The sequence below is a fragment of the Paenibacillus donghaensis genome, from assembly GCF_002192415.1.
Lineage (GTDB): Bacteria > Bacillota > Bacilli > Paenibacillales > Paenibacillaceae > Paenibacillus_AQ > Paenibacillus_AQ donghaensis.
Map to the genome: position 1 here is coordinate 4,775,895 of NZ_CP021780.1, position 25,098 is coordinate 4,800,992.

The window sequence follows — 25,098 nt, forward strand, 5'->3', positions numbered from 1 at the left end:
GCGGCCTCCGTTTCTGCTATATTTTAAGATAACCTGCCCCCAGCTCCAGCAGCGTTTGCACAAATCCGCCATTCTCACCATTCAAGGAGATCAGACTCGTCCGCAGCGAGATCCCCGCCGTCTCGGCAATATCTACCCGAATCAATGCTCCGGCTTCTACCTCCTCCTGCACACTTAAGGCCGGAAGGAAACAAATACCTGCTTTCTGAAGCACCAGCTTCTTGGCTGTCTCCAGGTTATCCACCTGATATACAATATTCGGCGGGCGTTCCATGCTCTCGAAGACCCGGTGCAGCCTCATCCAGTCCAACGAACCACATTCGAAAAAAACAAGCGTCTCCTCCACGATGTCCTGAATCAAAGCACTGCCCTTTTGCACCAGGGGATGGCCCTTATACACATATAGCGAGATCGGGTCCTCGCAGAACGGGAAGGCCTGAATCGCCGGGTTCACAACCTTGCGGATAAAAGCCAGGTCAATCTCCTTGCTCTGCAGCTTCTCAATCAAATAATCCGTAGGGGCCGTGATCAATTTGATGTTAATATGCGGATACTCCTTAAGCAGCTGGGGCAGAAGCTGCGGCATCACGTAATTGGATACGGATACTGTACTGCCGATTCTCAGTTCATTCGGAACAAGCCCCTTGGACTGAATCTGGTGTTTGCCTGTTTGGTAGACCTGCAGAATCTGCTGGGCAAAAGGGAGAAACTGCCTGCCTTTATCTGTAAGGCTAATCTGTTTGCCCAGCCGGTCAAACACCTTGCAATCCAGCTCCCGCTCCAGTGACTGAATGCGTGCTGTGACCGTCGGCTGCGAGATGTAGAGAACATCCGCGGCTTTGTTGAAGCTGCCATAGTGATTGATATACACAAAAGCCTCAATATTATCAATGTTCAATGGAAATCCCCCCCTTCACACTTAATTTAAACTATTCCCATTGTTTAACAATGAATTAAAGCCGAAGCTGCCCATTGAATCACAAAACCCAATAGAACTTTTCTATTCATTAATCGGATTTGTTAAATATATATTATGCAGGGCGGAATTATAAGTTATAATAACGCTCATATAGAACGTGAACTTAAGAATTATATAGAACGTGAACTTAAGAATGTTACATACGGAGTTGCCAGGAAGCCCTATGCATCAGGCTTTCTGGCAACTCCACTACTCCATTCTTAAGTTCATCTTATATAGATCCATTTCTTAGCCTACAGGGGGACATATGATGAGTGATTCAAGCCAAGTTATAATTCGTGAAGCAGCCGACTCCGACCGTGAGGCCATAGCCGCTGTCCTACTGGAAGCCTATGGCCAATATTCAGCCTTCATGCCTGAAGCGGCCTGGGTGGAGTACCGGAATTCGATTCTTGAGTCAGTTAACGGAGAAGCTCCAGCCGGACGAATTATTGCCGAGATCGGCAACCAAATCGTGGGCAGTGTCCTGCTGTTTCTCTCCTCGGAAGCGGCTTATGGAAAGCCGGAGCTGGGGATACAGTCCCCCATCATCCGTTTGCTTGCCGTTTCTCCGGGCGCCAGGGGCCAGGGAGTGGCAGAACGGCTGATCGCCGAAGCAGCCGTAAGATCCGCCAAGCTTGGTGCGGCCACTTTGAATCTTCACACCTCGGACATGATGTCCGCCGCCGTCAGACTCTATGAGAGATTAGGCTTTCAGCGTGCCTACGAGACTGATATTATGAACGGCGATATTCTTGTCAAAGGATATCGCCTAGGTCTTGTGCCTGCTCCGCAGTCTACCATTTCTGCTGAAATGGATGCCGAGTATGGCGCTCCCCCCCATAATCGGCGATAATTGGCATACCCTACCCTCAAAGGATGTGTCCTCATGCTGGCGGTTTCGATTCTGCTTATGGTTCTGTTGATCGGCCAAAGTCTGTACCTGTTCTATTACAAAAACCAAATAAAGGATATAGCCAATCAGCTTGCTTTTATTTCCAAACACCATTCCTTCAAATTCATCGAAACACAGATTAAACCCAAAGAAATCGACAGCCTGATCCGGGAATGCAATGGCCTGTTAACCCGCATTAGAGCGGTGGATCAGCAGGCTGCGTTGAGGAATGAAGAGGTCAATGACACGGTGATCAGCCTGTCCCATGATATAAGAACCCCGCTGACTTCTCTGGACGGCTATTTGCAATTGGCAGAACGTTCGCAGGACCCGCAGGAGCACACTCGTTACGTCACATTGGCCCGTTCCAGGATTCAGCTGATTCTTAAGCTGGTCGATGAGCTGTTTCTGTATACGAAGCTGCAGAATCCGGAATATAGAATTGACCTGAAGCCCATCGACGTGATCGCTCTGCTGAAGCGCAGCCTGTTCTCCTTCATGGATGAATTTGCCGCTGCCGGCGAGGAGCCGCAGATCAGTCTACCGGAGTCAACAGTGGTTGTTATGGCCCAAGGCAACGCCCTGGAACGGGTGTTTGAGAACATTCTCAGGAACTATTTCGTCCATGGGGCAGGCTCTTTGTCGATCCGTTATGAAGATCAGCAGAACCGCGCGTGCATTCATTTTGCCAATCTGCTTCCTCCCGGCAGCACGGTCAACCCGGATCAGATCTTTACCCGCTTCTATAAGGCCGATTCTTCGCGTACCGTCCATTCCTCCGGCCTGGGTCTGTCGATTGTGAAATCACTGGTGGACAAAATGGATGGCCATACCCAGGCAGAGCTGACGGGCGAACTGTTCTGCATAAGTGCGGTGTTCAACAAAATCCTGAAGGAGATTACATATGAGTGATGCTGTGAGGAATCCCAGAATCCTGATCATTGAAGACGATGAGCATATCAATCAGATTCTCTATGACGGGCTTGTGCGCGAAGGTTTCGTCTGCACCCAGGCCTATTCTGGCAGTGAGGGGAAGATGAATACAGCCCGCAGCGAATATCAGCTGATTCTGCTCGATCTGATGCTGCCCGGAGGCTCGGGAGAAGAATTCATGTCCTATTTGCGTACGGAATTGAAGTCGGCAGTGCCGGTAATCATCCTGTCGGCCAAGGATCAGTTGGATCATAAATTGAACCTGTTTAGTCTGGGTGCCGACGACTATGTGACGAAACCATTCGAGCTGCAAGAGCTGCTGGCCCGGGTGAATGTGCATATCAAGCGGAATGCCAAGGCGATGCCTATCGAGCAATACAAGCATAAGGAGCTGCTGCTGGACTGCAGTACCTACAGTGTCAGGCTGAAGGATAATGAGCTGTCCCTCACCCGGCAGGAGTTTCGAATTCTGGAGCTGCTACTGAAGTATCCCGAGAGGGTGTTTACGAAGCAAGACCTGTATGAGCTGGCCTGGGATGAGGTTTATTTGGGGGAAGACAAGACCATAACGGTCCACATCAGCAATATCCGCAACAAAATCAAAGCCTACACCCGCGACTCTTATATTGATACGGTCTGGGGAATTGGTTTTCGGCTCAGCAAATAAGCGGCTTTGACATTTCTTAACCTTTGCTTGGCGATATCTTAGCCCCGATCGTGCAGAATGATACGTATGGAGGTGCTTAACATGCCGGAATGTATCATTGAGATTACCCAGCTTACCAAGACTTACAAAGCCAAAGCGGCGGTCCGCAATGCCAATCTGAGCATAGGCAAGGGTGAAATTGTCGGGCTGATCGGTCAGAATGGAGCGGGGAAATCAACCCTGCTGAAGATGATATGCGGGCTGATCTATCCGACATCGGGTGAAATCCAGCTGTTTAATGAGGCTGCAGGTGACCGGCCTGCGCTGTTTGAACGGATGGGACAGCTTATTGAACGCCCCGGACTGTACCCGAATGACACCGCGTATGAACATTTATATGCACTGGCTCTGTCGCGTGGGCTTAAAGACAGCAGGCAGCAGATGGAGGCTCTGCTCCAGCGGGTGGGTCTTGCGCACGTGCGGAAGACGAAGGTGAGGCATTACTCCATGGGAATGAAGCAGCGGCTCGGGATTGCCCTCGCCCTACTCGGCAGCCCGGATGTGCTGATCCTGGATGAGCCGATTAATGGCCTGGACCCGCAGGGGATTGTGGAAATCCGCAAGCTGATTCTGGAGCTGAGCCAGACCGGATTAACCGTGATCATCTCCAGTCATATTCTGGAGGAGCTGTCGAAGATAGCGACCAAATATGCGATCATTCACAAGGGTCACATTGTTGAGGTGATCTCAAGAGAGGATCTGCTGCACAGCTGCGAGGAACGGATTGAGCTTGAAATGGATGATGTGACAACAGTCCTTCCGCTTGTGGAACAGCACCTGCAGATTACCGATTATAAAGTGGTTGATCTCCACACCCTGTATATCTATGATTCTACCATCGAGAATTATCAGCTCAGCAAGCTTCTGGTAGAGCACGGATTGACCTTCCATTCGATCACTACACACAAACAAAGTCTGGAGCAATATTTCCTGGAGCGCACACAGGCAGCGGGAGGTGAGCTCAATGATTAATCTGCTCCGAATGGATTTATACCGTTTTAAAAAGAACCGGATTATGGCCCTGCTGCTGCTCATCTTCTGCGCCTTTCAAATCTTCGGCATCTTTATGATGCGGCAATATGAATCCACCCTGCAAGACATCGGGATACCGGTCCGTGCCATGAACGAAAGCCAGTTTATGCAGCACGTCTTATCCCAGTCGCCTTCCTGGATGCTGATGTACATTATGGTCTTCAGTGTTTATTTCTATCTGAGTGAACACCAGAGCGGATTCTATAAGAATTATATCTCGATGAACAACGCGCGGACCCATTCCACCGTTTCCAAAATCCTCATCCTGGCGCTGTTCACCGGGCTGATGTTTGTCACGCTGTTTGTAGCCGACCTCGCGGGCAGAGCTATGTTCTTCGATCAGGCCAGCATCGGCGATTGGGGTTATTTACTCAAAATGCTGATAGGCCAGTTCCTGCTGCATTGGGCCTTCGCTATTCTAATGCTCTGCATCTCCATGATTACCAGACATGTGATTGTAAGTATAACCGCCGGATTGATCCTCGCCTTGAATGTCGTGGGTATGCTGCTGGCTGGCCTTGAATCGCTGATGAGTAAGGTTCAGCTATCCCAATATCTGCTGGTGAATACGATAATGAGCAGCAAGGATCTCAATCACAGCGGTGATCTGATTCATGTTGGGGGCGTCGCGGTGTTCTCGATTCTGCTCTTCTCCTGGGTAGCCGTTAGGTTCAAACAGAGAGAGGATTTGGGCTGAATGCAAGAAGAAACGGATTAGCCGTCCTCTACATAAGGCGGCATCCGTTTCTGTGAGAGTTTCACATATGGGTTGAATTTATGAAACTGCTGTTGATGGACAGCCAGCGGTTCCACTCTAAAATGTGACAGGGATATGGATATTTATCTCAATTAAAGAATATTGTTCTATGCACACGTGTTCCGAATATCCTAAGTATCGGGTGTAAGGCAGAGGTGCACATCTGTCCAGAAACCCTCAAGGTACCGGTTCGCCGGACCGTATCCTAATGCTGAAGGGCGGAATATTTTTGAAAAAGGTTTGGGGATTACTCCTGTCGGTTGCTATGCTGTCCATATTCTATGTTGCCACTCCTGCTGAGGTATCAGCCGCTTCACCGATTGTTGTCAATAAGACGATTATTGTTGAGGCTGGGAAACCCTTCGACGGCAAAGGCCAGACTTATGTCGCCAATGCCAGTACGCTTGGAGATGGCAGCCAGGCAGAGAACCAGAAACCGATCTTCCAGCTGGAGAAGAATGCCACGCTCAAGAATGTAATTATCGGCGCTCCCGGCGCAGACGGGGTGCATTGTTATGGAAACGCTACAATTTCCAATGTAACCTGGCAGGATGTCGGCGAAGACGCACTGACCCTCAAAGCCTCCGGCACGGTCAATATCACAGGCGGCGGTGCGTACAAAGCTTACGATAAAGTGTTCCAGGCCAATGCAGCGGGCACAATCAACATTAAGAACTTCAAGGCTGACGATATCGGCAAGCTGGCCCGCCAGAACGGCGGAACCTCCTACGCCGTGAACTTCACTCTGGACAACTCGGACATCTCCAATGTCAAAGACTCCATCTTCCGTACCAACAGCAGCAGCAGCTCCGCCAAAATCACCAACACACGTTACCATAATGTACCAACCCTCTTCAAAGGTTTTGCCTCCGGCAAAACCAGCCAATCAGGCAATACACAGTATTGAGACGGGGTAGGCTAAGCAGGTAGAAATTATAGAAACCGCCTCCATTTCGGCTTAAGCCGGGGTGGGGGTGGTTTCGGTGTTATACTGCTGAGCTTGGAAATTACCGCTCAGCTTGGAAATCAAGCTGAGCATAGAGTCCACCGCTGAGCATAAAGAACACTGTGACACTCGCCTCTCTTCCCGTTCATCCCGACATTCATCCTGCAGAGCAAATAGATGCGAAAGTGCAACTAATTTCAGCCGGAACGTCAACCTGAGGCGAATAAGTGCGAAACTGCAACTAATTCCGAGTAAATCCCGCCTATATCGCTCAGAAACCCGAAATAGATGCCTTTTTGCACTTATTTCCTCCAAAACGCAAAAATCAGGCCAATTAGATGCACTTTTGCAACTAAATCAATAGTGTTGTGTGCTCTCCAACTGGTCACCGCTGCTTCAGCGGCTTCCCCACATCTCCGTCTGTGCATAATGAGTTAATTCATGCTGATTATACCTGGACCTCGGCGCAAGATACATAACAGCATAGCTGAAGTCCATGGGGTAATGTCGCTTTTATTGGACGAACAGTATTCTGTCTGCGGGCACCTCTTGCAAATGGAGAGTTGTACGATACCAGCCTTCACCGGTTTCATAGAGCGCTTCAGCGTTATAGATCAGCCAATCGTGAGGCAGGGTAACCGGCATCCAGTCCGTATTCGCTTCCACCTTCGCCAGTTCGGAATGAAGCGGCTGCTTGCTGAACTGCCAGCCTGAGCCCAGTTTTCTTTGTGTACTCATGAATAAGCTTCCTCCTGTTCATAGATTGCTGCATTCGATCAATTAATGAATTAACCTTTCAATGCTCCTACCATAACACCCTTCACGAAGTATTTCTGCAGGAAGGGATACAGCAGCAGAATCGGCGCTGTCGTCACGATGATAGCCGCATATTTCAGGGTCTCGGCAACATCCCGGCTCTGAATCAGGGTTGTGGTTCCCAGCATGCTGGCATTGTCATTCTCCAGAATAATATTTCTAACCACAAGCTGTATCGGAAAGAGCTGCTGATCCCGCAGGAAGATCATGGCGTTAAACCAGCTGTTCCAGTGGCCTACGCCATAATAGAGAATCAGCACAGCGACAACGGGCATGGATAGTGGGATGAAGATACGGAACAGAATCGTGAAATGGCCTGCGCCGTCCAGGAAGGCGGATTCCTCCAGCTCCTTGGGAATGGCCATGAAATAGGTGCGCATGATAATCAGGTTAAAGGTGCTGACCGCCGTAGGCAGAATAAGCGACCATAGGGAGTCCAGCAGCCCGTAGGATTTGACGATCAGGAAGAATGGAACCAGTCCGCCCTGAAAGAACATCGTGAATACGATAAAGAACATAATCGGCTTCTGCAGCATGACCCCTTCCCGGGAAAGGAAGTAGGCTCCCAGAGAGGTAAGCGTCATATTGAAGCCAAGTCCCACTACTAGAATAAACAGCGTATTTTTGAAGCCTGACAGGATAGTAGGATTGCTAAGCACCGCTTTATAGCCCTCCAGGGAGAATCCCTGCGGCCACAGCAGGATGCCGTTGAACGATATCAGCTTGTTCCCCTCGCTTAAGGAAGAGAACAGAATATACAGCATCGGGTACAGGGTTAATATAATCATAAGCACCATAACAACAACATTAAAAAAATCAAAAATCCGTTCGCCGAGCGATGGTTTAATCATAGATGTCCTCTCCCTTACCACAGACTGTTTTTACTTGCACGTTTACTGAAGGAATTGGCCAGCAGCAGGATGGTGAAGTTGATGACGGAGTTCAACAGCCCCACAGCCGCACTGTAGCTGTAGCTGAATTCCAGAATCCCCTTGCGGTAAACATAGGTAGAGATGACATCCGCCGTCTCATAGATGCTGGCACTGTATAAGAGAATGATCTTCTCGAAGCCGACATTCATAATGTTGCCCAGCGACAAGATCAGCATGATCATAATAGTCGGTAGAATACCTGGAAGGGTTACGTGGCGGATCTGCTGCAGCTTGTTTGCCCCGTCCATTTTGGCAGCCTCATATTGCTGCTGGTCAATTCCGGTAATGGCTGCCAGATAAATAATGGTCCCCCAGCCGATCTGCTGCCAGATTTCACTGATGATATAGATGGGACGGAAGGACTCGGGCTGCTGCAGGAAGGAGATCCGTTCACCGCCAAAAAAGGCTATAACATCATTAAGCAATCCATCGGATAAAGTGAAATAGCGAATGATCCCTGCTACAACCACCAGTGTAATAAAATGAGGCATATAGGTTATTGTCTGCGTAATCCGCCGGAAGATCGGACTCTTCAATTCATTCAGCAATAAGGCCAGAATGATCGGTGCGGGAAAACCGAGCAGCAGGTTAAAAAAACTCAGCAGCACCGTATTTTTGATTACCCTGAAAAAATAGATACTGGAGAAAAAATCCTCAAAATGCTTCAATCCGACCCAATCGCTGCCCAAGATGCCTTTGGCTGGAACAAATTGCTTAAAAGCAATGATCGTTCCATACAAAGGAACGTAGTGGAACAAAACATAATAAATCACCACGGGCAGAATCATCACATACAGCCATTTGTTGCGCAGTAAGTCTTTCCCCAATCTGGTTTTCAGCATGTAGTTCTCTCCTTTGCTGCAATACTTATAACAGGGCCGCTCTCTGTAAGCTTATTTAGCGGCCCTGCTATCTTTGTTCTAACGCTTCATGTAACGCTCATAAGCTGCCTGCTGGATTTCCAGGACGCGTTCAATCCCCATATCTTTCATTTGCTGCACATATTCATCATAATTATCAACAGATTCGGTACCCAGAATAATTTTGAGCTCAGCTTCCTTAACCAATGAGTTGATATCGTTCATAATACTGCTCATTTCATCCGCTTCATCAGCTGTAGGCGTGACTGGCGGAAGCAGATGGCTCTCATGGTTGGTCTTCTTCCAGATATCAATTGCCTTTGTCGTTTGCGGGTATTTGGCAGGCAGATTATTATCTTGCTGAATCATCGGGAAGTTGGTTCCGTGTGAGTATTTCATCATAACCTGGTCACTGCCAAGTCCCTCCGGATTTTTAACGACAAGGTCTGTATATACGGGTTTATCGTTCTCCAGCGTGTAGGTGGTGCCTCCGACGCCGAACGTATTCAGCATGCTTCCTTCTTTTGAATAGGCGTAGTCCAGCCAGCGCATGGCCGCTTCCACATTTTTGGTGGTGGAAGAGATCGCTGCGGAACTGGTGCCTGCATAAGCATTATCCAGCTGGCCGAACTCGGGAAGCTGGCCTTTGGCAGCCCCAGGATACGGAGCAGCTACGAAATTAGCGTCGGGATCAGTTTCCTGTGCAGCTGAATTGTACTTTTCAATATAGAACTGCCAGCCGATGGTTGCCCCGCTTACCTTCGAGGTCATTTTCTTATCTACTGTTGCCGCATCAATGGAGGCGAAATCCTTGTCGATCAGCCCTTCCTTATACCACTGGTTCATTGTTTTCAGGTACTCTTTATAGCCAGGCTCCAGATAGCCGTACACTACTTTTCCATCGTTGATGTAGAAGTTCCCCATTACGCCAAAGGCCCCGGCGAAGCCTCCGGTGCGTTCTCCAAGAAACATCGTGCGGAACGTTGCCGGAGCATCTGCATTGTTCTTCTCTTTAAAAGCGGTCAGCACCGTGTGCCATTCGTCAATCGTTTCGGGAATATCCAGCTTCAGCTCGTCAAGCCAGTCCTTACGGATGATGGGTCCCCCGTAGACTCGTCCCGCTTCGGAGCGGATGAAAGGGAATGCATAATAAGTCCCGTCATCCGTTTTGATCATTTTATCAATTTCCGGGTGCTCCTGAAGGGATTTCTTCAGATTAGGGGCGTACTGGTCGATCAGGTCGTTCAGCTTCAAAATATAGCCTTGCTCCACTGCTTTATCCGGACCTCCGGGATACTGCAGCCAGGTATTCAGAAAAATATCCGGCAGTTCCCCGGAAGCCAGCAGTAGACTGAATTTCTGGTCAGTCATCGGTGTTCCGCCCAAATGCTTGATTGTAATTCCGGTGCGTTTTTCATATTCGTCATCTATGGGCATATGTTCCGGAGTTCCTCCCAACTGTTCATTCATAAAGGTCAGCTCTGGTCCGCCAGTTATCGGATAAGAGAATTCCGCGGCAGGGGTTTCCCCGGAAGGAGCAGTGGAAGCGCTCTCATTATTGCTGTTGGCAGAATTGCTGCAGCCGGCTGACAGCAGTGTGAGACTGAGCAGAACGACAACTGATTGGTGAATCTTGCTCTTGCTGAATGATTTCATCAAAATTACGACCTCCGTTTAATATTTAATGTGGTGGTGACTTGTGCTTCTACAATGTAAACGGATTCACTCCGACATAACAATGTTCATTATGCAAAATACATTGATCAAAACGCAAAAAGAAGATAAGCAATTTGTGCTTAATCTTCTTTTACAAAAAAATACCGGCTTTATTTATTGCAGATTCTTATAACGTCCCGGAGTGATGCCTTCATATTTTTTGAACACGCGGATAAAGGCGCTGCTGCTGGAGAAACCCACACGGGACGAGATTTCTTCAATGGTAACGCCGTCCTGCAGCAGAAGCTTGGCCTCCGCAGTACGAATCCGGCTGATATAATCATGCAGACCCTGTCCGGTCTGTTCCTTGAATAACCGGGATACATATTGGGGAGTGATGCCGAAGTGGGCTCCAATCATCGAAACACTCAGATTAGTATCTGCATACTGCTGCTCCACATACGCTGATACCTCCTCCCCGATCCCTGTATTCGATATTAACGTCAGCTTCTCGCTGGCCTTGCTGCAGGCCATTCGGATCAGCTCGGTCAGCTCCTGGCGGAATTCTCCGCGTGTGGAGCAGACTAATAATCGTTTCATTGGACGCCACTCATCCCTCAGCATAGATGATTTGGTGTCTTGTGGCACCGCCTTAATAATGGAGCTGGCCAGATCAATCATCGCATATCTCACTAATTCAATGGATACCTGGGAACCGAATAACTGGGCCAGAATATCATCACCCATCACTGAGGCTTTCTCATACTCCCCACTTTTAATCAGGTTGATGAATACAACCTCATCATGGATGGACAGATAATAATCGCTTTCCTGCGGTTCAATGTCTCCATACCAGATCGACACATTTTCTTCGAGTACCAGCCGGTATTCCTGAGCCTCCAGTGCCTGGAGATATCCCTGGTGAAGGCCGTTCAAGCCTGTATGGCGTTCACTTCCGGCCATCACAATCTGCAGACCGTATTTCCGGTCAATGAACTCCAGTGTTCTGGCAAGCGCCTCTTCAATATCCTCTTTCCAGCTGTCTGTGCGTTCGGCACTGATATTCATCACGGCTGCCAGCATTCCCTCAATCTCTGTGAAGCTTAACCCATGATTCGGTCCGGTGAAATCCATAATAATATTGGATACGATGAAATTGGAAAGACTCGCCGAAGGTCCGCCTTCTGTCCCGGAATCGATGAAGAACAGCAGCACCACGAAATCTTCCGATTCCCATTCGAAATGATGCAGCCTTGCCGCTTCCCCGGCGGTTAACCCATCTTCAACCTGTCCTTTGAGCAGACGGGATAAATAATAGGTCTGCAGCACGCGAAGCTGTCTGAATTGCCGGCTGTTGCTATCGTCTCTTTCGCGGATGGTAGCCAGTGCGCTTTCTCTAATGAAGGAGAATTCATCCAGCACCCGCTGTGTCTGCTCGTCCTTGGCGAAGGAGAACATATTCACCAATTCACGGACCGGATTATAGTTTTTGCGGGCAAAATACCAGATGACCCCGCCTCCGATCAAAAAGCAGATCAACAGCCCGAGCAGATTTAGATTGCGCAATTCGCGCGCTTTTTCCCAAAAAACGCTTGAAGGAAACACACTGATATATTTCCAGTCTGTCGTGTCCGAATCGATAAAAGAAACCATATTCTCGGTCCCGGATAGATCCGGGAAAGAAGTTCCTGCGCTTTGACCGTCTTCCTTCGTGTAAGGCAAGGTTTGCACGCTGCCCGGAGCTTTGTTCTGAAACAGGATTTGATCGTTTTTGTCAACAATATACACATCACCATGATTGACCCAATCCACAGTTTGGAGCATATTTTTAATTTTGCTGCCATTCAGCGGCAGAATCAACGACCCTTTCCACCCCTGTTCCGCTCCTGCGCTTGAGAACGGCTTCATTAAGACAACATTGGATTCCCAGCGCTTAAATTGAATAAAAGACAGCGGCTCCTTGCCATAGGCAGCCTCACCTTTTAACTGCTTGATCCAATCCTCATAAGGCATTCCGATCAGCTGGCGGTTGATATCATGGAAAGTACGACTGTCGGTATAGGTCTCATCCGTGAGAACCTTGTCCAGTCTGCTGGAATACAGGTACACTCCACTTACGAAATCATTGGTTGATTTATATTTGCTTAACTCCTGCCGGGTTGTGTAGATCTGAAAAGCTTGCGCCTCCTCCTGTGCGGGAGTCAGATTCAGGAATTTGCTTACATCATTATGAATGGACAACTGCATCGCCATCTTCTCTGCCTGATTGATTTCACTGTCTACCATATTCTGCATCTGCTTAAGCATGGCATGCCCTGCCCGCTCAATCTCATATTCCACAATCTGTTTGGTCTGCAGATAGATGATAGCGCTAACAATTAGCGGAATAAGCATAATTACTGCATAGGAGACCATCCATTTATAGGCTACGCTTCTGCTGAACATCAATCTGGTTTGCTTCATCTTGTGCGTTCCCCTCCAGTGGCTTGCCCCTATAATTTCTAGAATTCAACTATATGACAGAAGTGGCCTGGAGGGCAATCTACAATATGAACCAGATTGATCCTATGCAAACTAGTGCTATACGACCTGAAATACCGGCTGGTCTTTAATAAAATGCACAGGCAGCCCAGGATAAGCTGCCGACAGCCGCTCTGCCAGAAGCTTCATGCCGGGCGTTTCACTCTCTGCATGGCCTAACATAATCAGCGCTTTATTGTTCCCTTGGCGGGCGGCATCCCTGACATATTCCGGAGTTTCCCATTCGGGGCCTTCACCCGCTATAATTAAATCCAGGTTATCTTGTTCATACAAGGGAATCGCAGCCGCTCCGCTCCCCCTATACCCCACCAGTATTCCCACTCTTGCGCATGAAACAGACAGCTTTCCCGCTATTCGTACATAAGGAATGTGAAGCTTCCGTTTCACATAGGCCGCAACCGCTTCGGCTTCCATGACAGGAATTGTCAGAATGGATACCTCCGTCCGATGCTCGGTAACATAGGATTGCCATTCCAGCTCGTGCAGGAGACCTTCCATAATCCCGTCCGGCTTGGACCGGTGCAGGCCATCATGGAAACGGTAGATCCCCAGCCCCGCATTTGCAATCAAATTGGCTTTTTGCCTGTATACAGAATCATGTTCCAGCCATTCCTGATGGTCCTGGTGGCTGAAATATACCCCTTCATGCGTAATGATAAAATTGGCACCCAGGGCAAGCGCCTGCTCTATCACATGCTGTGAAGCGGAGAAGGCCGTGACAATGCCCCGCACCTCCATCTGCGGGCTTCCTGGCTTCAGCCTATCCACGGTTTGGGCGGGCATAGGGATTCCAGCTGTTAATTGATCTATGATAAGTTTAGGGGTAATGATCATAGTTCTCTCCTGTCCGCTCTATTCATTGGGATATACAATAACCTTCAGGCTGCCGCTCTTGTTATGGATCGCACGCTCCAATGCTTCACGTGTCTCTGCCAGCGGATAACGGTCTGTAATCAACACGCTGGAATCCACATTCTCCGAAGCCAGAAATTCAACCCCCTTCGAATAAGTATTGGCATAACGGAATATACCATAGATATCGATTTCACTATCTGCAATAAAAGGCACATCGAGTGGAATCTGGTCTTGTGCCGGCAGGCCTATAATCGCCAGTCTTCCTCCGCGGCGCAAGGAGTAAAGTGCGGATTGAAGCGCCTGCGGGCTGCCAGCAGTCTCCCAGGCGACGTCAACCCCAGCACCATCAGTCCATTGTCTGATGGCCTCCAGTGCGTCTTCATTCCTGATATTAACCGCATGGGTCGCCCCGAGACGCATAGCTGCCTGCAGTCTGACTTCTTCAAGATCGGTAACCATAATCCGGGCTGCTCCATAGGACTTGGCAGCTGCAACGGCCATGAGCCCGACAGGCCCCATCCCCATAATCGCCACTGTCTCACCTGCCTGCAGCCGGGTGCGCTTGGCCGCATGGATACCTACTGAGAACGGTTCATTCAGAGCCGCTTCCTCATAAGACAAATGGTCGGGAATCCGGAACACCATATCCTCACGAATGGCCAGGTATTGAACGAAAGCCCCGTCTACCGGCGGGGTTGCGAGGAACTGCACGTCAGGACACAGATTGTATCTCCCGGCCTTGCAGGCCCGGCAATGTCCGCAGGTGACTCCCGGTTCTACCGCAACACGGTCACCTATGGAGGCTTGTGTTACCTTGTCACCTATGGCAACGATGAGGCCGGCACATTCGTGTCCAAGAATAATCGGCTGCTCCACGATGAATCGTCCAACCCGTCCATGCTCATAATAATGCAGATCGGAGCCGCACACGCCAACAGCCATGATCTTCACGAGCACCTCGTGATCGCCAACCTGTGGCACCGGCAATTCCCTGATTTCGATACTCCCCGGTTTAGGCATAACTGCGGCTCTCATAGTCAAAGGAAGCTTGCCGCTTACGCTCAGAGCGGCTTGTGTGTATTTATTCATATCTGTTCTCCTCTCATCATTTAAGCCCATACGTAAGGGTTATGGTTCATCCTAACACGGGTTTGCGAAACGGGGACATTGTCAAATCAAGCGAAATTTTACCCAAATCAAGCCGGGAATCATTCATCAACAAAGTTTCAAATAATAATTTACTTTATAAAAGTAATGTTATATAATAAAGTTATAAAGTTTCAGCAAATACAACACCCAAACCACAAGGAGGATTTAAAATGACAAAGTTAAACATTGGTATTATTCTCGGAAGCACCCGGCAAGGACGCGTGAGTCCACAAGTAGGGAACTGGGTTAAGAGTATTGCGGATGCGCGCGGAGATGCGAATTATGAAATTGTAGACATTGCAGATTATAAGCTGCCTCTGCTCGGTGAATCAGATGGAGCAGCACAAGCACAGAAATGGGGAGCGAAGCTTGCCACTCTGGATGGATTCGTATTCATCGTACAAGAGTATAACCATAGTCTAAGCGGAGCATTGAAGAATGCGCTGGATTCAGCCCGTGATGAATGGAACAACAAAGCGGCTGGTATCGTAAGTTATGGATCAGCAGGGGGTGTCCGTGCGGCTGAGCATTTACGTGGAATTCTTGGGGAACTGCAAGTCGCAGACGTACGTGTACATCCGCTGCTCTCTCTTTTTACAGACTTCGAGAATGGGACTGTCTTCAAACCGGCTGAGCTGCATACCGCCAATGTCTCTGCCATGCTGGATCAAGTCCTTGCTTGGAGCGGCGCCTTAAGAACCTTGCGTCAATAATGTAATCAGGCAAGTGGAAACGCCCCGTCCTTTTATAGGACGGGGCGTTTCTGCGAGAAAGATAAGGATCATTCATTGTGCGAAGCATATAAATTCTTATCTTTCAAAACAAAGCCAGTGGTCTTAGACCGCTGGCTTTGTTTTGCCTTCACAACCTCTTCACTTGGTCTTAACGAGCGAGCGGTACATTAGAAACAGGAAATACGGAGCTCCGATCAGCATAATAATAAGGCCTGACGGAATCTCTTTCGGTGCCATTATCGTTCTTCCCACGGTGTCGGCAATAACGAGCAGCAAGCCGCCCAGCAGGCCTGACAGGATAATGGAGTGTCTCGTGTGATGTCCGATCATCATCCGCACCACATGCGGAGCCATAAGTCCGAGGAAACCGATCGTTCCTACGCTGGCAACGGCTCCCGCTGCAAGCAGAACGCCGATAATCATGGCAGCTAGCCGCGCTCCCCGAACAGGCAGGCCAAGCCCGGTTGAACTCTCATCGCCGAAGGCCAGCAGGTCGAATCTGCGCCCCAAATAGTAAGCCGCTGGTACAAGCACAAGCAGAAATATAAACAGGCTGTTAAATTGTGCCCAGCCCCGTCCATAGGTTGAACCTGTTAGCCAAATAAAGGAGCTGCTGCTCCACAGACTGGCCTTGACGATCATGACCTGTATGCCTGCAGCACCCATTGCCGATACTGCGATTCCGAGCAGGATGAGAACAGACGGATTAAGCGATCTGCGCCAAGCCAGAGAAAACACAAAGGCTGCTGCAGTAACCCCACCCACAATGGCGGCAATCGGCACCGCAAATACCGTCAACGCCGGCCAGGCAAACATCACCACCATCGCGCCAAACCCGGCACCCGAGGTTACGCCAATAATCGAGGCATCTGCCAGCGGATTACGGACAGCACTCTGAATCAAGACACCGCTAATGGCAAGTGCTATACCGCCGCAAGCCGCAACGAGTGTACGTGGAAGCCGTAAATTCAGCAGGACGGAATAGGCTTGATCTCCCTTACCGACCAGACTGCCCAGCAATTCGGTAATGGGCACTCGGGTTCCCCCAAGTGACAAACTCACCAGAATAATCACGATGAGCAGCACTGCCATAAATATCGCAGTCGGAGCAAATCGCATACGCAGCGCAGCGCCTCCAATATTCATCGAGGACTGTCCCGTGCCTGCCCCGGATATATTCTTCATCTTGGTAAGCACCAGCCAGATGAGCCAAGGCGCTCCAATAATCGCCATAACCGCACCAACCGGTATTTCCCCCACATTGCTCCGTACCATACGCGCAAGCATATCCGCTGCCGTAATGAGCAGCGCTCCCCACAACGCGCTCGCCGGGATCAGCAGGTGATGCTTGCGGATACCGCTGAGCCGGACAAGATGGGGCGCGACCAGACCCACGAAGCCGATGGGGCCAACCACGCTGACCACAATAGCAGCCATCAATACCGATAGGCCGAGACCCACAGCCCGAGTTAATCCTACACGCTGGCCGAGTGAGCGGGCAGTAGACTCATCCAACTCAAGCGCATCGAATTGCCTGCCTGCAAACACCGCTGCCGCAAGCAGAACCAGGACGAAAGGCCAGGCATACTGAACACCGTCCCAGTCGAGCTGAATCAAGGAACCGGAGCCCCATAAGAATAAATTTTGCGTTTCCGTTTTATTGAATATATGTATGGCCGACGTAAACGCACCAAGTACCATGGACACGATCATACCCGATAAAGCCAGCCTCACAGGCGTGGCTGTCTTGCCCCCGCTCAGCAAATAGGCAGCCAGCGCCGCCAACAGCCCCCCTGCTACCGCCAGCAAAAACGGAAACTGCTGCTGCATTGCCGGGAAAGCAACCAAGCCAAGGACAACCATAAAGTAAGCTCCGGCATTGATCCCCAGTGTATCTGAGGACGCCAGCGGATTCTTCGTTATCGTCTGCAGTAGAGTTCCAGCCACAGCCAGGCCGGCTCCGGCCAGGATGCCAATCACCGTACGCGGCATACGGATATCCCAGAGCAGATTATGCTCCATCACATCTTTGCGGTTCAGCAAACCCTCGAATACTGTGGCTGCCGGGATATTGGCTTCTCCGAAGCAGAGACTTAGAACGAATAGAACGAAGAGGACGGCAAGGCCGCCCCCAAATATTCCAATTACCCGCCAGGTCATTCCGATTGGAGCTGCTGTGTTGCTGTTGTCGTTCGTCAAGGTATTCATTTCGTTAATGTAGCTACAACTTCATCAACGATAACTTTGGAGGAGACCGGACCGCCGAACACCCAGGTCGCACTGTCGAGTCCGAAGGTACGTTTCTCCTTCACGAAGGTAAGGCCATTCCATACGGAATTATCCTTCAGTTCTTTCGAGAAGATATCATCATCCTTTTGCACGATATAGATCAGATTAGTATCCTGAACCGCAGGCAAGGCTTCAACCGTCGAGGTGCTAAATCCGTACACTTCGAATGTTTCAGGAGTCCAGTCATTTTTCAGGCCAATCCGGTCCAATGTCTGTACAGCAAGTGAGTTATTGGTAAAAAGACGCATCGTCGCTGCATTCTGATAGCTGTATGCTTGGGTCAGCACATAATTCAAGCCTTCTTTGCCTGCTGCGGCCAATTTCTCTTTGGCCTCCGTATAGTGCGCGTCCAAATCAGCAAGGACCTTATCCCCTTCCGCTGATTTGCCGACAGCAGCAGCAATCGTCTTGAAGGTCTCTTCCATCGAAGTGTATTGATCTCCTTCGCCTTCCGTCGGATACAGACCGAAGATCAGCGTTGGCGCGATCCCTTTCAACTGCTCATAGATCGCATCGTGCCCGTCGGTATTGGCAATAATCAGATCGGGCTTTAAGGAAGCAATAGTTTCCAGATTCGGCTCGTCACGGGAACCGACATCCGTCACGCCTGCATCAAGTGACGCTTGAGAAGTTACATACAGCTTATAGTTCTCGTTATCGGCATTTCCCACCGGCTGTACGCCAAGCGCAATCACGTCTTCCGTAAATGTCCACTCCAGTACGACAACCTTTTGCGCAGGCTTATCCAGCTTAACCTCGCCTTTAGCATCCTTCAGTACAATAGGACCGCCCGCAGCTTCACTGCCCGCATTAGTAGCGGCTGTATTGCCGGTTGCTGCTCCGTCAGTTGCTGGACTATTCGTTTTGTTTGTGTTAGATCCACAGCCCGCTGCAATCAGTACAACAACCATAACCATCAGTAAACTCATTAATCTTTTGTTCATTTCATATATCCCCCTGTTATCCAACAATCAAAGTTGTCATCCCGTGATAATCATTATCGATTAACTGATAATGATTATCATTCATAGACCTATTAGTTATCTTATATGCGATTGCACTGAAAGTCAAAGCTAAAATATAATATTTAATTTAGAAGTCTCCGTCGAGAGTATTCTGTCCACGCAAGTAGAAACGGCTTTGCCGTCCTCTGCAAAGCTTATGCTTCCGAAGCGTGGAACCTATAAATTCTTATATTTCAAAAAAAGCAGTGCTTCTCCGATCACTCGGGAAACACTGCTTGTTGGGGAAGCAATTAAAAGGATGGATGAGGGTCTTTCAGCATTTCCTGATAGCGTTCCACCTCAAGGGCAGCCAGCAAAAATGGCGCCATGCCCATCGGTACATCGGAAAGTACAGCCTCTGAAATATAATAGTCGTAGGAACCGTTGCGGTCTATGCTTAGTCCGGCGCCATGGCAGATTCGATGCAGATGCACCCCTTGCTCATCCTCTTCCGCCAGGTGAGCGAGTATTCCCTCATAGCCTTTGAACATGCCTTCTCTGAAAGAAGGCTCAAGATACCGCAGTCTGAGCGCTTTGGCCATGGCGTAGACAAACATACAAGAGCCGGAAGCCTCCAGATAGTTGCCCTTGCGTCCCGCCTGGTCCAGCACTTGATACCATAGCCCCGTTTCCTGATCCTGGACCTTCAGAAGCGCGCCGCACAAGCGCTGGAAGATGCCGATGATCGTTCCCCGTTTCGGATGCGTTACCGGGAAATGCTCCAGACAGTCGACAACGGCCATAACATACCAACCCACAGCCCGGCTCCAGAAATGAGCAGACAACCCAGTCGTTGCATCCGCCCATTCCTGCTCCTTCGATTCGTCCCACCCATGATACAGCAGGCCGGTGCGCGGATCACGTGTTCTGCGTTCAATCAGCAGCAGCTGATGTGCCGCTTCGTCGAGCAGTTCAGGACGCTCGAATACTCTGCCATATTCCGCAAGGAATGGCGATGCCATATACAAGCCGTCCAGCCACATCTGGAAAGGGTACACCTTCTTGTGCCAGAAGCCTCCCTCGGAGGTTCGGGGCTGCCCGATTAATTGTGCCGCTAGTAAATGTGCCGCCTCCGCGTAACGGGCTTCACGGGATTCTTCATATAATAGAAACAGGTTTTTGCCCTGATTGATCTGGTCTAGATTATATTCCTCCAGCGAGTACGTACGGATAGAACCGTCCTCTCCAATGAAGCTGTCCATGTGCCGCTGCATATAGGATAAGAACCGGGGTTCCGCAAGCTTTACACCCGCCCTGGCCATCGCCATTTGCAGCATCCCTGGCACGTATGCCCACCGTTCCAATACGAATTCATGTTCACCTTGTTGATTGCATTCTTTCAGAATCGTGTCCGCGATTTTGCGGGACCAGCTCACGCTTCGGGTTTCTGTTGTTGACATCTCTGTTCCTCCTGTCGCTTGTATTCCAGCTACATCCATTCGGCTGCTCAACGGTCAGCAAGCTGCCTGCGCAGCCAGGTAAATGCCGGCTCTCCGTGGATTTCATGCCCGCCTTCAAACACATCTGCCTCCACTTGCCCTCCGCAGCCCGCCGCTTCATAGATAAGCTTCAATCGCTCGAAGGCTTGCCTTGCAGCGGCGGGACCAAACAGATGGTCCTTGACTCCGGATTCCAGAAACAAGCCGCGCGGGGCAATCATCCCCAATAGGTCAGGCATTTCAGCATCCAGCAGAATACCAGGAATGTAATTGTCGAGACAATGACTGCGCGCGAGAATACTTGCTGTAAAGGTGTTCGCGTACCCGCTGACAACCGCACAGCCAATCCGTTCATCAAGTGCGGCGGTGAACCCCGCTACCAGCCCGCCCCCCGAGATTCCCATCATCCCTATCGCGCTGCTCAGCACCTCTGTGCGTGTGATCGTATAATCCAGCGCACGGATAGTCTCATAGATGCGGTAGCCTGCCATGGTCTGCCCTCTCATCAGCAGCGCAGATGACAGGACGAAGCAGGAATTCTTAGCTGGATCGGCGCTCCTCCTGTCGTCTTCAAGCCGCCTGTCCCCAAAGCCGAACAGCTCCGGGGCCACGACGACAAAGCCCTGCTTGACCAGCGAAACGGCAAAATCCTTATGCAGACCAGGATCATCCTGACGCGCAGAGCCATCCGGGTTCAGGCCGACAATCTCCCGGCTGCCGTAGCCATGTCCATGAATAGCCAGCACGGCAGGTGCAGGCCGGGAGAGCGGAGTTTCAGGAATCAGCACGTACAGCGGCATCCGCATTCCTTCATAGGTGGTAATTTCTATCCGTTGCCGGATATAACCGGCACAATCCACATGCTCCAGCAGTACCGGGTCAAGCTCCTCCTTATGCTCCGGGAAGCCGCCGAGACGCTCTACGAAGCTTGCCGCCAACCTCGTCCGCCAAGCAGGAAATGGAGGGTTGCCGGAATAAGACAAGGCCTGAGGCGCCGATCCGGTCAGCTGCTTCATATATTGCTCCAAGGATTCCATTCTGCATTCCCCCTTGAATTCACTATCAGCACACATGGCTTAGTAGCCTTCAGGATGCCAGCCATCCAGTATGGACAACACCCGGAATGCCGCCGCCTCCTCTGAAGTCAGCTGCCTGGACCATTTCACCCTCGCTTGCGGATCGGCACCGGGACCGCTGCTCTCATATTCTTCATACCGGCTGCTCTGCTCCCTGTCGGGCTGCCCCCAGTTATGCCAGCCTTCTCCAATAACCGATGCATCCATAACCGTGCGGATGAAGGCTACATGGGCAAAGGGACGCCAAGGGCGTCCAAGATACACCTCGCCGACTCCTTCACCTCCGGTAATTCGGCAATCGAGGAACACATAACCGTAGGCCGCATCCTCCGGGGTGGACGCGGCCGTGATATAACCTCTGGACCGCTTATTGTGCAGATGACAGCGTTCGAATAACGCTGTCGCTCCGCCAAAGATGTAGTCCACATCCCCTTCAATATAACATTCATCGTAATACTGCTTGCCTTGTCCGGCATACAGCGTATCCTGATCGCCGAGCAGTCTGACGCGCCGGAATACCGCGTGTCCGGCATCCACGAATGCCGCCACTGCCTGTCCTGTTCCGGGACCTGAAGCATTCGAGATAGTGAGATTCTCCGCAGTAAAGTTCTCCGCAAATATACTTAGTGTCCCTGTTCGGAACGTTCCCATCGCTTCTCCGCCGGGCCCAGGCGTATGGGCGTTGTCATTCCAGGTAATGATCGTGGAATGCGGGTCCTCGCCAAGCAGCAGAATGGGCGGAGCTTCGGAGGCCACCGTAACTTTCTCCTCATAGATGCCGGGTTTAATGCGAATGGTCACTGCTGACTGATACCCCCGGGGAATAGAATCCAACGCTTCTTGTAAGCTGCTGAATCCTTCGCCGCCACTTGCAGAAACTGTAATAAGCATAGGCTGCTCCTTTCACAATCCTCATTGTTTACTCTATAATAAACGGTAACGCTCTGGAGAAAAGAGGGAATGTATGAACCCTGTTACTGGTCCCAATCCCAAATACATAATTGAAGAAGGCAAATTCAGCATTCAGCAGATGAAGCGCAAAGGCATTACAGCCATGCCGCGTCCTCATAACCATGATTTGATTGAACTTTATTATTTGATTGAAGGAGAACGGGTATATTTTGTAGACAACCGGGTGGTTACCGTGCACAAAGGAGAATTAATCCTCATCCCCTCCGGGGAACTCCATGCGACAGCAAGCTCCGAGATCGCTGAGTTTGAACGGATTTTGATCAATTATAACCCGGAACTGCTCCCTCGTTCACTGCAGAAGGAAGCCCTTTGGTTGCAGGGCCTCAGATTCCGCCTGTTTCGTCTAACCTTGCGTGAGCAGAAGGAAGCGGAAGATCTGATGGCACGGATGCTGGACGAATGCCGGATGCGCCGGCCGTATTACGAGACGTGTGTAGCCACCCTGTTGGCGGAATTGATGATCTTGCTGCAGCGGTCGGAGAGCGTATCCGCCTCCGGCTCCGCCACAACCAAACATCCCCTTCATGGCCTGGTGACAGATGTAGCCACCTATATACGTGCACATTACCGCCAGCCGCTTTCACTTGAGGCAACCGCCGAGCACTTTTTCATTAGTCCTTCCTATCTGAGCCGGGTATTCCACCGATTGACAGGTTTTCATTTCCGCGAATACATTGTACACATGCGGGTCAAGGAAGCCGAACGCCAGCTCAGTGAGACAGCAGACAAGATTCAGCAAATCGCCTCTTCCGTCGGCTTTGAACATCTCTCCCATTTCAACAAAACCTTCAAGAAGGCAACCGGCCTAACCCCTCTTCAATACCGCAAGGATGCCAAATCGCGTCCTTCATCGCGATAGGGGGATAAGTTCATCCTTCGCTCCTTTAATCTATTTCTTCATAGCTGAACCAGTCGAAATCGGCATAATTGGCACTCTCTGCGCCTTGGGAGCTGCCGTACATCCCGATATATGCACCTGTGAAGCCACCGGCCAGATCCGTGCTGAGCACTCTTCCATCGGCCTGTTCGTAGAGCGCGATCCATTTCTCGGCCTCACCGGATCTGTAATAGAAGCTGTAATCCTGCCCTCTGGCCTCTACCTTAAATTGTACCTTGCCCAGTAAATATGCCACAGAAGCAAGCACCTGCTCGCTGCCGCCACGGCGCTCTGTCAACTGGAGTACCGCTTCTCCTTCCTGCAGCACAAGCTCGAACCGGAAGTGGTTATCGGCATTCTGCATCAGCACAATACCGGCAGCTTCCCCTTCTGCGGCGGGCTTGAACGCCATATCCGCAGCCGCCCTGAAGCTCAGATGCTGCTGGCGTCTTCCGACGAAGGAAGGGTTGCTGACCCGGGAGAGCTGCTCAGGCTTCAAGTGCAGCCGCAGCGCTCCAGGCCGCTCCTCCAAGCTCCAGAATTCTCCGCGCGGCGTGCGCAGAAAGTTCCAGACAAGGGACAATATCTTATCATCGAAATCATCCCGCGCCGGAAGCTGCGGCCAGCGTGTCTCCGGAAGATCGGGAGCCGGAGAATTCAGTTCCAGCACTCCTTTGCCCGGATTGACCACAGGCCACTCATTCTCCCATTGGACAGGTGTCAGAAACGTTTCACGGCCGAGGTTGCGGTAATATCCGCCGCAGGTCCGTGAAGCGAGGCAGAACATCCACCAGTCTCCGTGCTGTGTCTCGATCAGCTCTCCATGGCCTACATTGACGATGGGATACGCCCGGCCCAGATGACGGTGGGTCAGGATCGGATTAGCCTTATGACCTTCATAGGGTCCGGTCACGGACCGGCTTCTGGCAATCGTAATCGCGTGGGTATGGCCTGTTCCGCCTTCGGCAATAAGCACGTAATACCAAGCACCGATCTTGTAGATATGCGGCCCTTCCTGGGCATGGGCAACCTTGAGCGCGCCTTGCCATATGCTGTGCTTGGGTCCGACAAGCTTCCCTAGCGCAAGGTCAATTTCCTGCAGCCAGATATCCATATGCTTAGGATAATCCTGCCCCTCCGGCGGGACACGGTTTCCGGTATAATAGACCTTCCCATCTTCGTCGAAGAACAGCGAGGAATCAATACCCGGCGCATCTTCCAGCCAGACCGGATCGGACCAGTCTCCTGCAGGATCGGCCGCTGTTACATAGAAATTATGCTGGTTCTTATCATTGTCAACATAAGTAGTGATCATGTAGAAGAGACCGTCATGGTAACGGATAGTCGGCGCCCAGATGCCCATCGACGGAAGCGTATCATCCAGGTTCAATTGTGAAGGACGGTCAAGCACATGGCCAAGCTGGCGCCAGTTGACCATATCGCGGCTGTGGAAAATGGGAACACCCGGGAAAAATTCGAAGCTTGAGGTCACAAGATAGTAATCCTCTCCGACACGTATGGCTGAGGGATCAGGATAAAATCCGGGCAGTACAGGATTGCGGAATGTTCTCAAAACTAAGATCCTCCTCAAAATGATTGAAATGTAAGCACCACCAATTATAGTTCATGTGTATTCAATTTTCTTTCGCTTTTTATGTTCTTTTTATAGTT

At 50.5% G+C, this 25,098-nt stretch carries 22 protein-coding genes; 8 read left to right on the top strand and 14 right to left on the bottom strand.

The genetic code is table 11. The features are described 5' to 3' along the window. Positions 1-16 precede the first annotated feature (16 nt). Positions 17-898: a LysR family transcriptional regulator gene (locus B9T62_RS21960; RefSeq protein ID WP_087917253.1), complete on the bottom strand. Its 882-nt coding sequence runs from the start codon at positions 896-898 to the stop codon at positions 17-19. A gap of 331 nt (positions 899-1,229) precedes the next feature. Here B9T62_RS21960 and B9T62_RS21965 point away from each other — a divergent pair, with 331 nt between their 5' ends. The 6 genes from B9T62_RS21965 (at position 1,230) to B9T62_RS21990 (ending at position 6,188) form a co-directional block, all read left to right on the top strand. Next, positions 1,230-1,814, top strand: a complete 585-nt coding sequence (locus tag B9T62_RS21965; RefSeq protein WP_087917254.1) for a GNAT family N-acetyltransferase — start codon at positions 1,230-1,232, stop codon at positions 1,812-1,814. Between the two features lie 33 nt (positions 1,815-1,847). Further along, positions 1,848-2,765: a sensor histidine kinase gene (locus B9T62_RS21970; protein WP_087917255.1), complete on the top strand. Its 918-nt coding sequence runs from the start codon at positions 1,848-1,850 to the stop codon at positions 2,763-2,765. After that, positions 2,758-3,453 carry a response regulator transcription factor gene (locus B9T62_RS21975; protein WP_087917256.1) on the top strand — a complete coding sequence of 232 codons (696 nt, stop codon included), beginning with the start codon at positions 2,758-2,760 and terminating at the stop codon, positions 3,451-3,453. The genes B9T62_RS21970 and B9T62_RS21975 overlap by 8 nt, the downstream gene beginning before the upstream one ends. Before the next feature lie 81 nt (positions 3,454-3,534). After that, complete coding sequence (locus B9T62_RS21980; RefSeq protein ID WP_087917257.1) at positions 3,535-4,464, top strand: ABC transporter ATP-binding protein; 930 nt, start codon at positions 3,535-3,537, stop codon at positions 4,462-4,464. Then, positions 4,457-5,221 (top strand): ABC transporter permease, encoded by a 765-nt coding sequence (locus B9T62_RS21985; protein ID WP_087917258.1) that lies wholly within the window; start codon positions 4,457-4,459, stop codon positions 5,219-5,221. The genes B9T62_RS21980 and B9T62_RS21985 overlap by 8 nt, the downstream gene beginning before the upstream one ends. 268 nt (positions 5,222-5,489) lie before the next feature. Continuing rightward, positions 5,490-6,188: a pectate lyase gene (locus tag B9T62_RS21990; RefSeq protein WP_211296339.1), complete on the top strand. Its 699-nt coding sequence runs from the start codon at positions 5,490-5,492 to the stop codon at positions 6,186-6,188. A gap of 552 nt (positions 6,189-6,740) precedes the next feature. On the opposite strand, the gene B9T62_RS21995 is transcribed toward B9T62_RS21990, so the two are convergent. The 7 genes from B9T62_RS21995 to B9T62_RS22025 all read right to left on the bottom strand — a co-directional run bounded on the left by B9T62_RS21995 (position 6,741) and on the right by B9T62_RS22025 (position 14,976). Next, complete coding sequence (locus B9T62_RS21995) at positions 6,741-6,965, bottom strand: hypothetical protein (protein ID WP_087917259.1); 225 nt, start codon at positions 6,963-6,965, stop codon at positions 6,741-6,743. Between the two features lie 50 nt (positions 6,966-7,015). After that, entirely contained in the window at positions 7,016-7,894 is an 879-nt protein-coding gene (locus B9T62_RS22000; protein WP_087917260.1) for a carbohydrate ABC transporter permease, read from the bottom strand. 14 nt (positions 7,895-7,908) lie between these two features. Next, the gene (locus B9T62_RS22005; RefSeq protein ID WP_087917261.1) at positions 7,909-8,817 is read right to left on the bottom strand and encodes an ABC transporter permease; all 909 of its coding nucleotides are present in this window, start codon (positions 8,815-8,817) and stop codon (positions 7,909-7,911) included. Between the two features lie 78 nt (positions 8,818-8,895). Further along, positions 8,896-10,491, bottom strand: coding sequence for an extracellular solute-binding protein (locus B9T62_RS22010; protein ID WP_087917262.1), 1,596 nt, complete (start codon positions 10,489-10,491; stop codon positions 8,896-8,898). A gap of 174 nt (positions 10,492-10,665) precedes the next feature. Then, the gene (locus B9T62_RS22015; RefSeq protein WP_087917263.1) at positions 10,666-12,954 is read right to left on the bottom strand and encodes an AraC family transcriptional regulator; all 2,289 of its coding nucleotides are present in this window, start codon (positions 12,952-12,954) and stop codon (positions 10,666-10,668) included. Between the two features lie 117 nt (positions 12,955-13,071). After that, positions 13,072-13,866: a Nif3-like dinuclear metal center hexameric protein gene (locus B9T62_RS22020; protein WP_087917264.1), complete on the bottom strand. Its 795-nt coding sequence runs from the start codon at positions 13,864-13,866 to the stop codon at positions 13,072-13,074. Positions 13,867-13,884: 18 nt separating this feature from the next. Continuing rightward, entirely contained in the window at positions 13,885-14,976 is a 1,092-nt protein-coding gene (locus B9T62_RS22025) for an NAD(P)-dependent alcohol dehydrogenase (protein ID WP_087917265.1), read from the bottom strand. Between the two features lie 230 nt (positions 14,977-15,206). On the opposite strand from B9T62_RS22025, the gene B9T62_RS22030 reads away from it, so the two are divergent. Continuing rightward, complete coding sequence (locus tag B9T62_RS22030) at positions 15,207-15,749, top strand: NADPH-dependent FMN reductase (protein WP_087917266.1); 543 nt, start codon at positions 15,207-15,209, stop codon at positions 15,747-15,749. Positions 15,750-15,908: 159 nt separating this feature from the next. On the opposite strand, the gene B9T62_RS22035 is transcribed toward B9T62_RS22030, so the two are convergent. From B9T62_RS22035 to B9T62_RS22055, 5 genes are all read right to left on the bottom strand, one after another. Further along, positions 15,909-17,978, bottom strand: coding sequence for an iron ABC transporter permease (locus tag B9T62_RS22035; protein ID WP_245863978.1), 2,070 nt, complete (start codon positions 17,976-17,978; stop codon positions 15,909-15,911). After that, positions 17,975-19,003, bottom strand: coding sequence for an ABC transporter substrate-binding protein (locus B9T62_RS22040; RefSeq protein WP_087917267.1), 1,029 nt, complete (start codon positions 19,001-19,003; stop codon positions 17,975-17,977). Before B9T62_RS22040 ends, B9T62_RS22035 begins: the two co-directional genes overlap by 4 nt. A 311-nt stretch (positions 19,004-19,314) precedes the next feature. Next, complete coding sequence (locus B9T62_RS22045; protein WP_087917268.1) at positions 19,315-20,463, bottom strand: glycoside hydrolase family 88/105 protein; 1,149 nt, start codon at positions 20,461-20,463, stop codon at positions 19,315-19,317. A 47-nt stretch (positions 20,464-20,510) separates the two neighbouring features. Beyond that, positions 20,511-21,539, bottom strand: coding sequence for an alpha/beta hydrolase family protein (locus B9T62_RS22050; RefSeq protein ID WP_087917269.1), 1,029 nt, complete (start codon positions 21,537-21,539; stop codon positions 20,511-20,513). A 39-nt stretch (positions 21,540-21,578) separates the two neighbouring features. Further along, on the bottom strand, positions 21,579-22,469 hold the full coding sequence (locus B9T62_RS22055) for a pectinesterase family protein (RefSeq protein ID WP_087917270.1): 891 nt from the start codon (positions 22,467-22,469) through the stop codon (positions 21,579-21,581). Between the two features lie 73 nt (positions 22,470-22,542). Between B9T62_RS22055 and B9T62_RS22060 the strand changes: the two genes are divergently transcribed. Continuing rightward, entirely contained in the window at positions 22,543-23,409 is an 867-nt protein-coding gene (locus B9T62_RS22060; RefSeq protein ID WP_087917271.1) for an AraC family transcriptional regulator, read from the top strand. 25 nt (positions 23,410-23,434) lie between these two features. On the opposite strand, the gene B9T62_RS22065 is transcribed toward B9T62_RS22060, so the two are convergent. Next, entirely contained in the window at positions 23,435-25,000 is a 1,566-nt protein-coding gene (locus B9T62_RS22065; RefSeq protein WP_087917272.1) for a glycoside hydrolase family 43 protein, read from the bottom strand. Between the last annotated feature and the right edge of the window lie 98 nt (positions 25,001-25,098).

Bases quoted from the DNA above. Each gene is read 5' to 3' on its own strand.
- B9T62_RS21965 (WP_087917254.1), top strand. From the start codon at position 1,230: ATGAGTGATTCAAGCCAAGTTATAATTCGTGAAGCAGCCGACTCCGAC.
- B9T62_RS21970 (WP_087917255.1), top strand. From the start codon at position 1,848: ATGCTGGCGGTTTCGATTCTGCTTATGGTTCTGTTGATCGGCCAAAGT.
- B9T62_RS21975 (WP_087917256.1), top strand. From the start codon at position 2,758: ATGAGTGATGCTGTGAGGAATCCCAGAATCCTGATCATTGAAGACGAT.
- B9T62_RS21980 (WP_087917257.1), top strand. From the start codon at position 3,535: ATGCCGGAATGTATCATTGAGATTACCCAGCTTACCAAGACTTACAAA.
- B9T62_RS21985 (WP_087917258.1), top strand. From the start codon at position 4,457: ATGATTAATCTGCTCCGAATGGATTTATACCGTTTTAAAAAGAACCGG.
- B9T62_RS21990 (WP_211296339.1), top strand. From the start codon at position 5,490: ATGCTGAAGGGCGGAATATTTTTGAAAAAGGTTTGGGGATTACTCCTG.
- B9T62_RS21995 (WP_087917259.1), bottom strand. From the start codon at position 6,965: ATGAGTACACAAAGAAAACTGGGCTCAGGCTGGCAGTTCAGCAAGCAG.
- B9T62_RS22000 (WP_087917260.1), bottom strand. From the start codon at position 7,894: ATGATTAAACCATCGCTCGGCGAACGGATTTTTGATTTTTTTAATGTT.
- B9T62_RS22005 (WP_087917261.1), bottom strand. From the start codon at position 8,817: ATGCTGAAAACCAGATTGGGGAAAGACTTACTGCGCAACAAATGGCTG.
- B9T62_RS22010 (WP_087917262.1), bottom strand. From the start codon at position 10,491: ATGAAATCATTCAGCAAGAGCAAGATTCACCAATCAGTTGTCGTTCTG.
- B9T62_RS22015 (WP_087917263.1), bottom strand. From the start codon at position 12,954: ATGAAGCAAACCAGATTGATGTTCAGCAGAAGCGTAGCCTATAAATGG.
- B9T62_RS22020 (WP_087917264.1), bottom strand. From the start codon at position 13,866: ATGATCATTACCCCTAAACTTATCATAGATCAATTAACAGCTGGAATC.
- B9T62_RS22025 (WP_087917265.1), bottom strand. From the start codon at position 14,976: ATGAATAAATACACACAAGCCGCTCTGAGCGTAAGCGGCAAGCTTCCT.
- B9T62_RS22030 (WP_087917266.1), top strand. From the start codon at position 15,207: ATGACAAAGTTAAACATTGGTATTATTCTCGGAAGCACCCGGCAAGGA.
- B9T62_RS22035 (WP_245863978.1), bottom strand. From the start codon at position 17,978: ATGAATACCTTGACGAACGACAACAGCAACACAGCAGCTCCAATCGGA.
- B9T62_RS22040 (WP_087917267.1), bottom strand. From the start codon at position 19,003: ATGAACAAAAGATTAATGAGTTTACTGATGGTTATGGTTGTTGTACTG.
- B9T62_RS22045 (WP_087917268.1), bottom strand. From the start codon at position 20,463: ATGTCAACAACAGAAACCCGAAGCGTGAGCTGGTCCCGCAAAATCGCG.
- B9T62_RS22050 (WP_087917269.1), bottom strand. From the start codon at position 21,539: ATGGAATCCTTGGAGCAATATATGAAGCAGCTGACCGGATCGGCGCCT.
- B9T62_RS22055 (WP_087917270.1), bottom strand. From the start codon at position 22,469: ATGCTTATTACAGTTTCTGCAAGTGGCGGCGAAGGATTCAGCAGCTTA.
- B9T62_RS22060 (WP_087917271.1), top strand. From the start codon at position 22,543: ATGAACCCTGTTACTGGTCCCAATCCCAAATACATAATTGAAGAAGGC.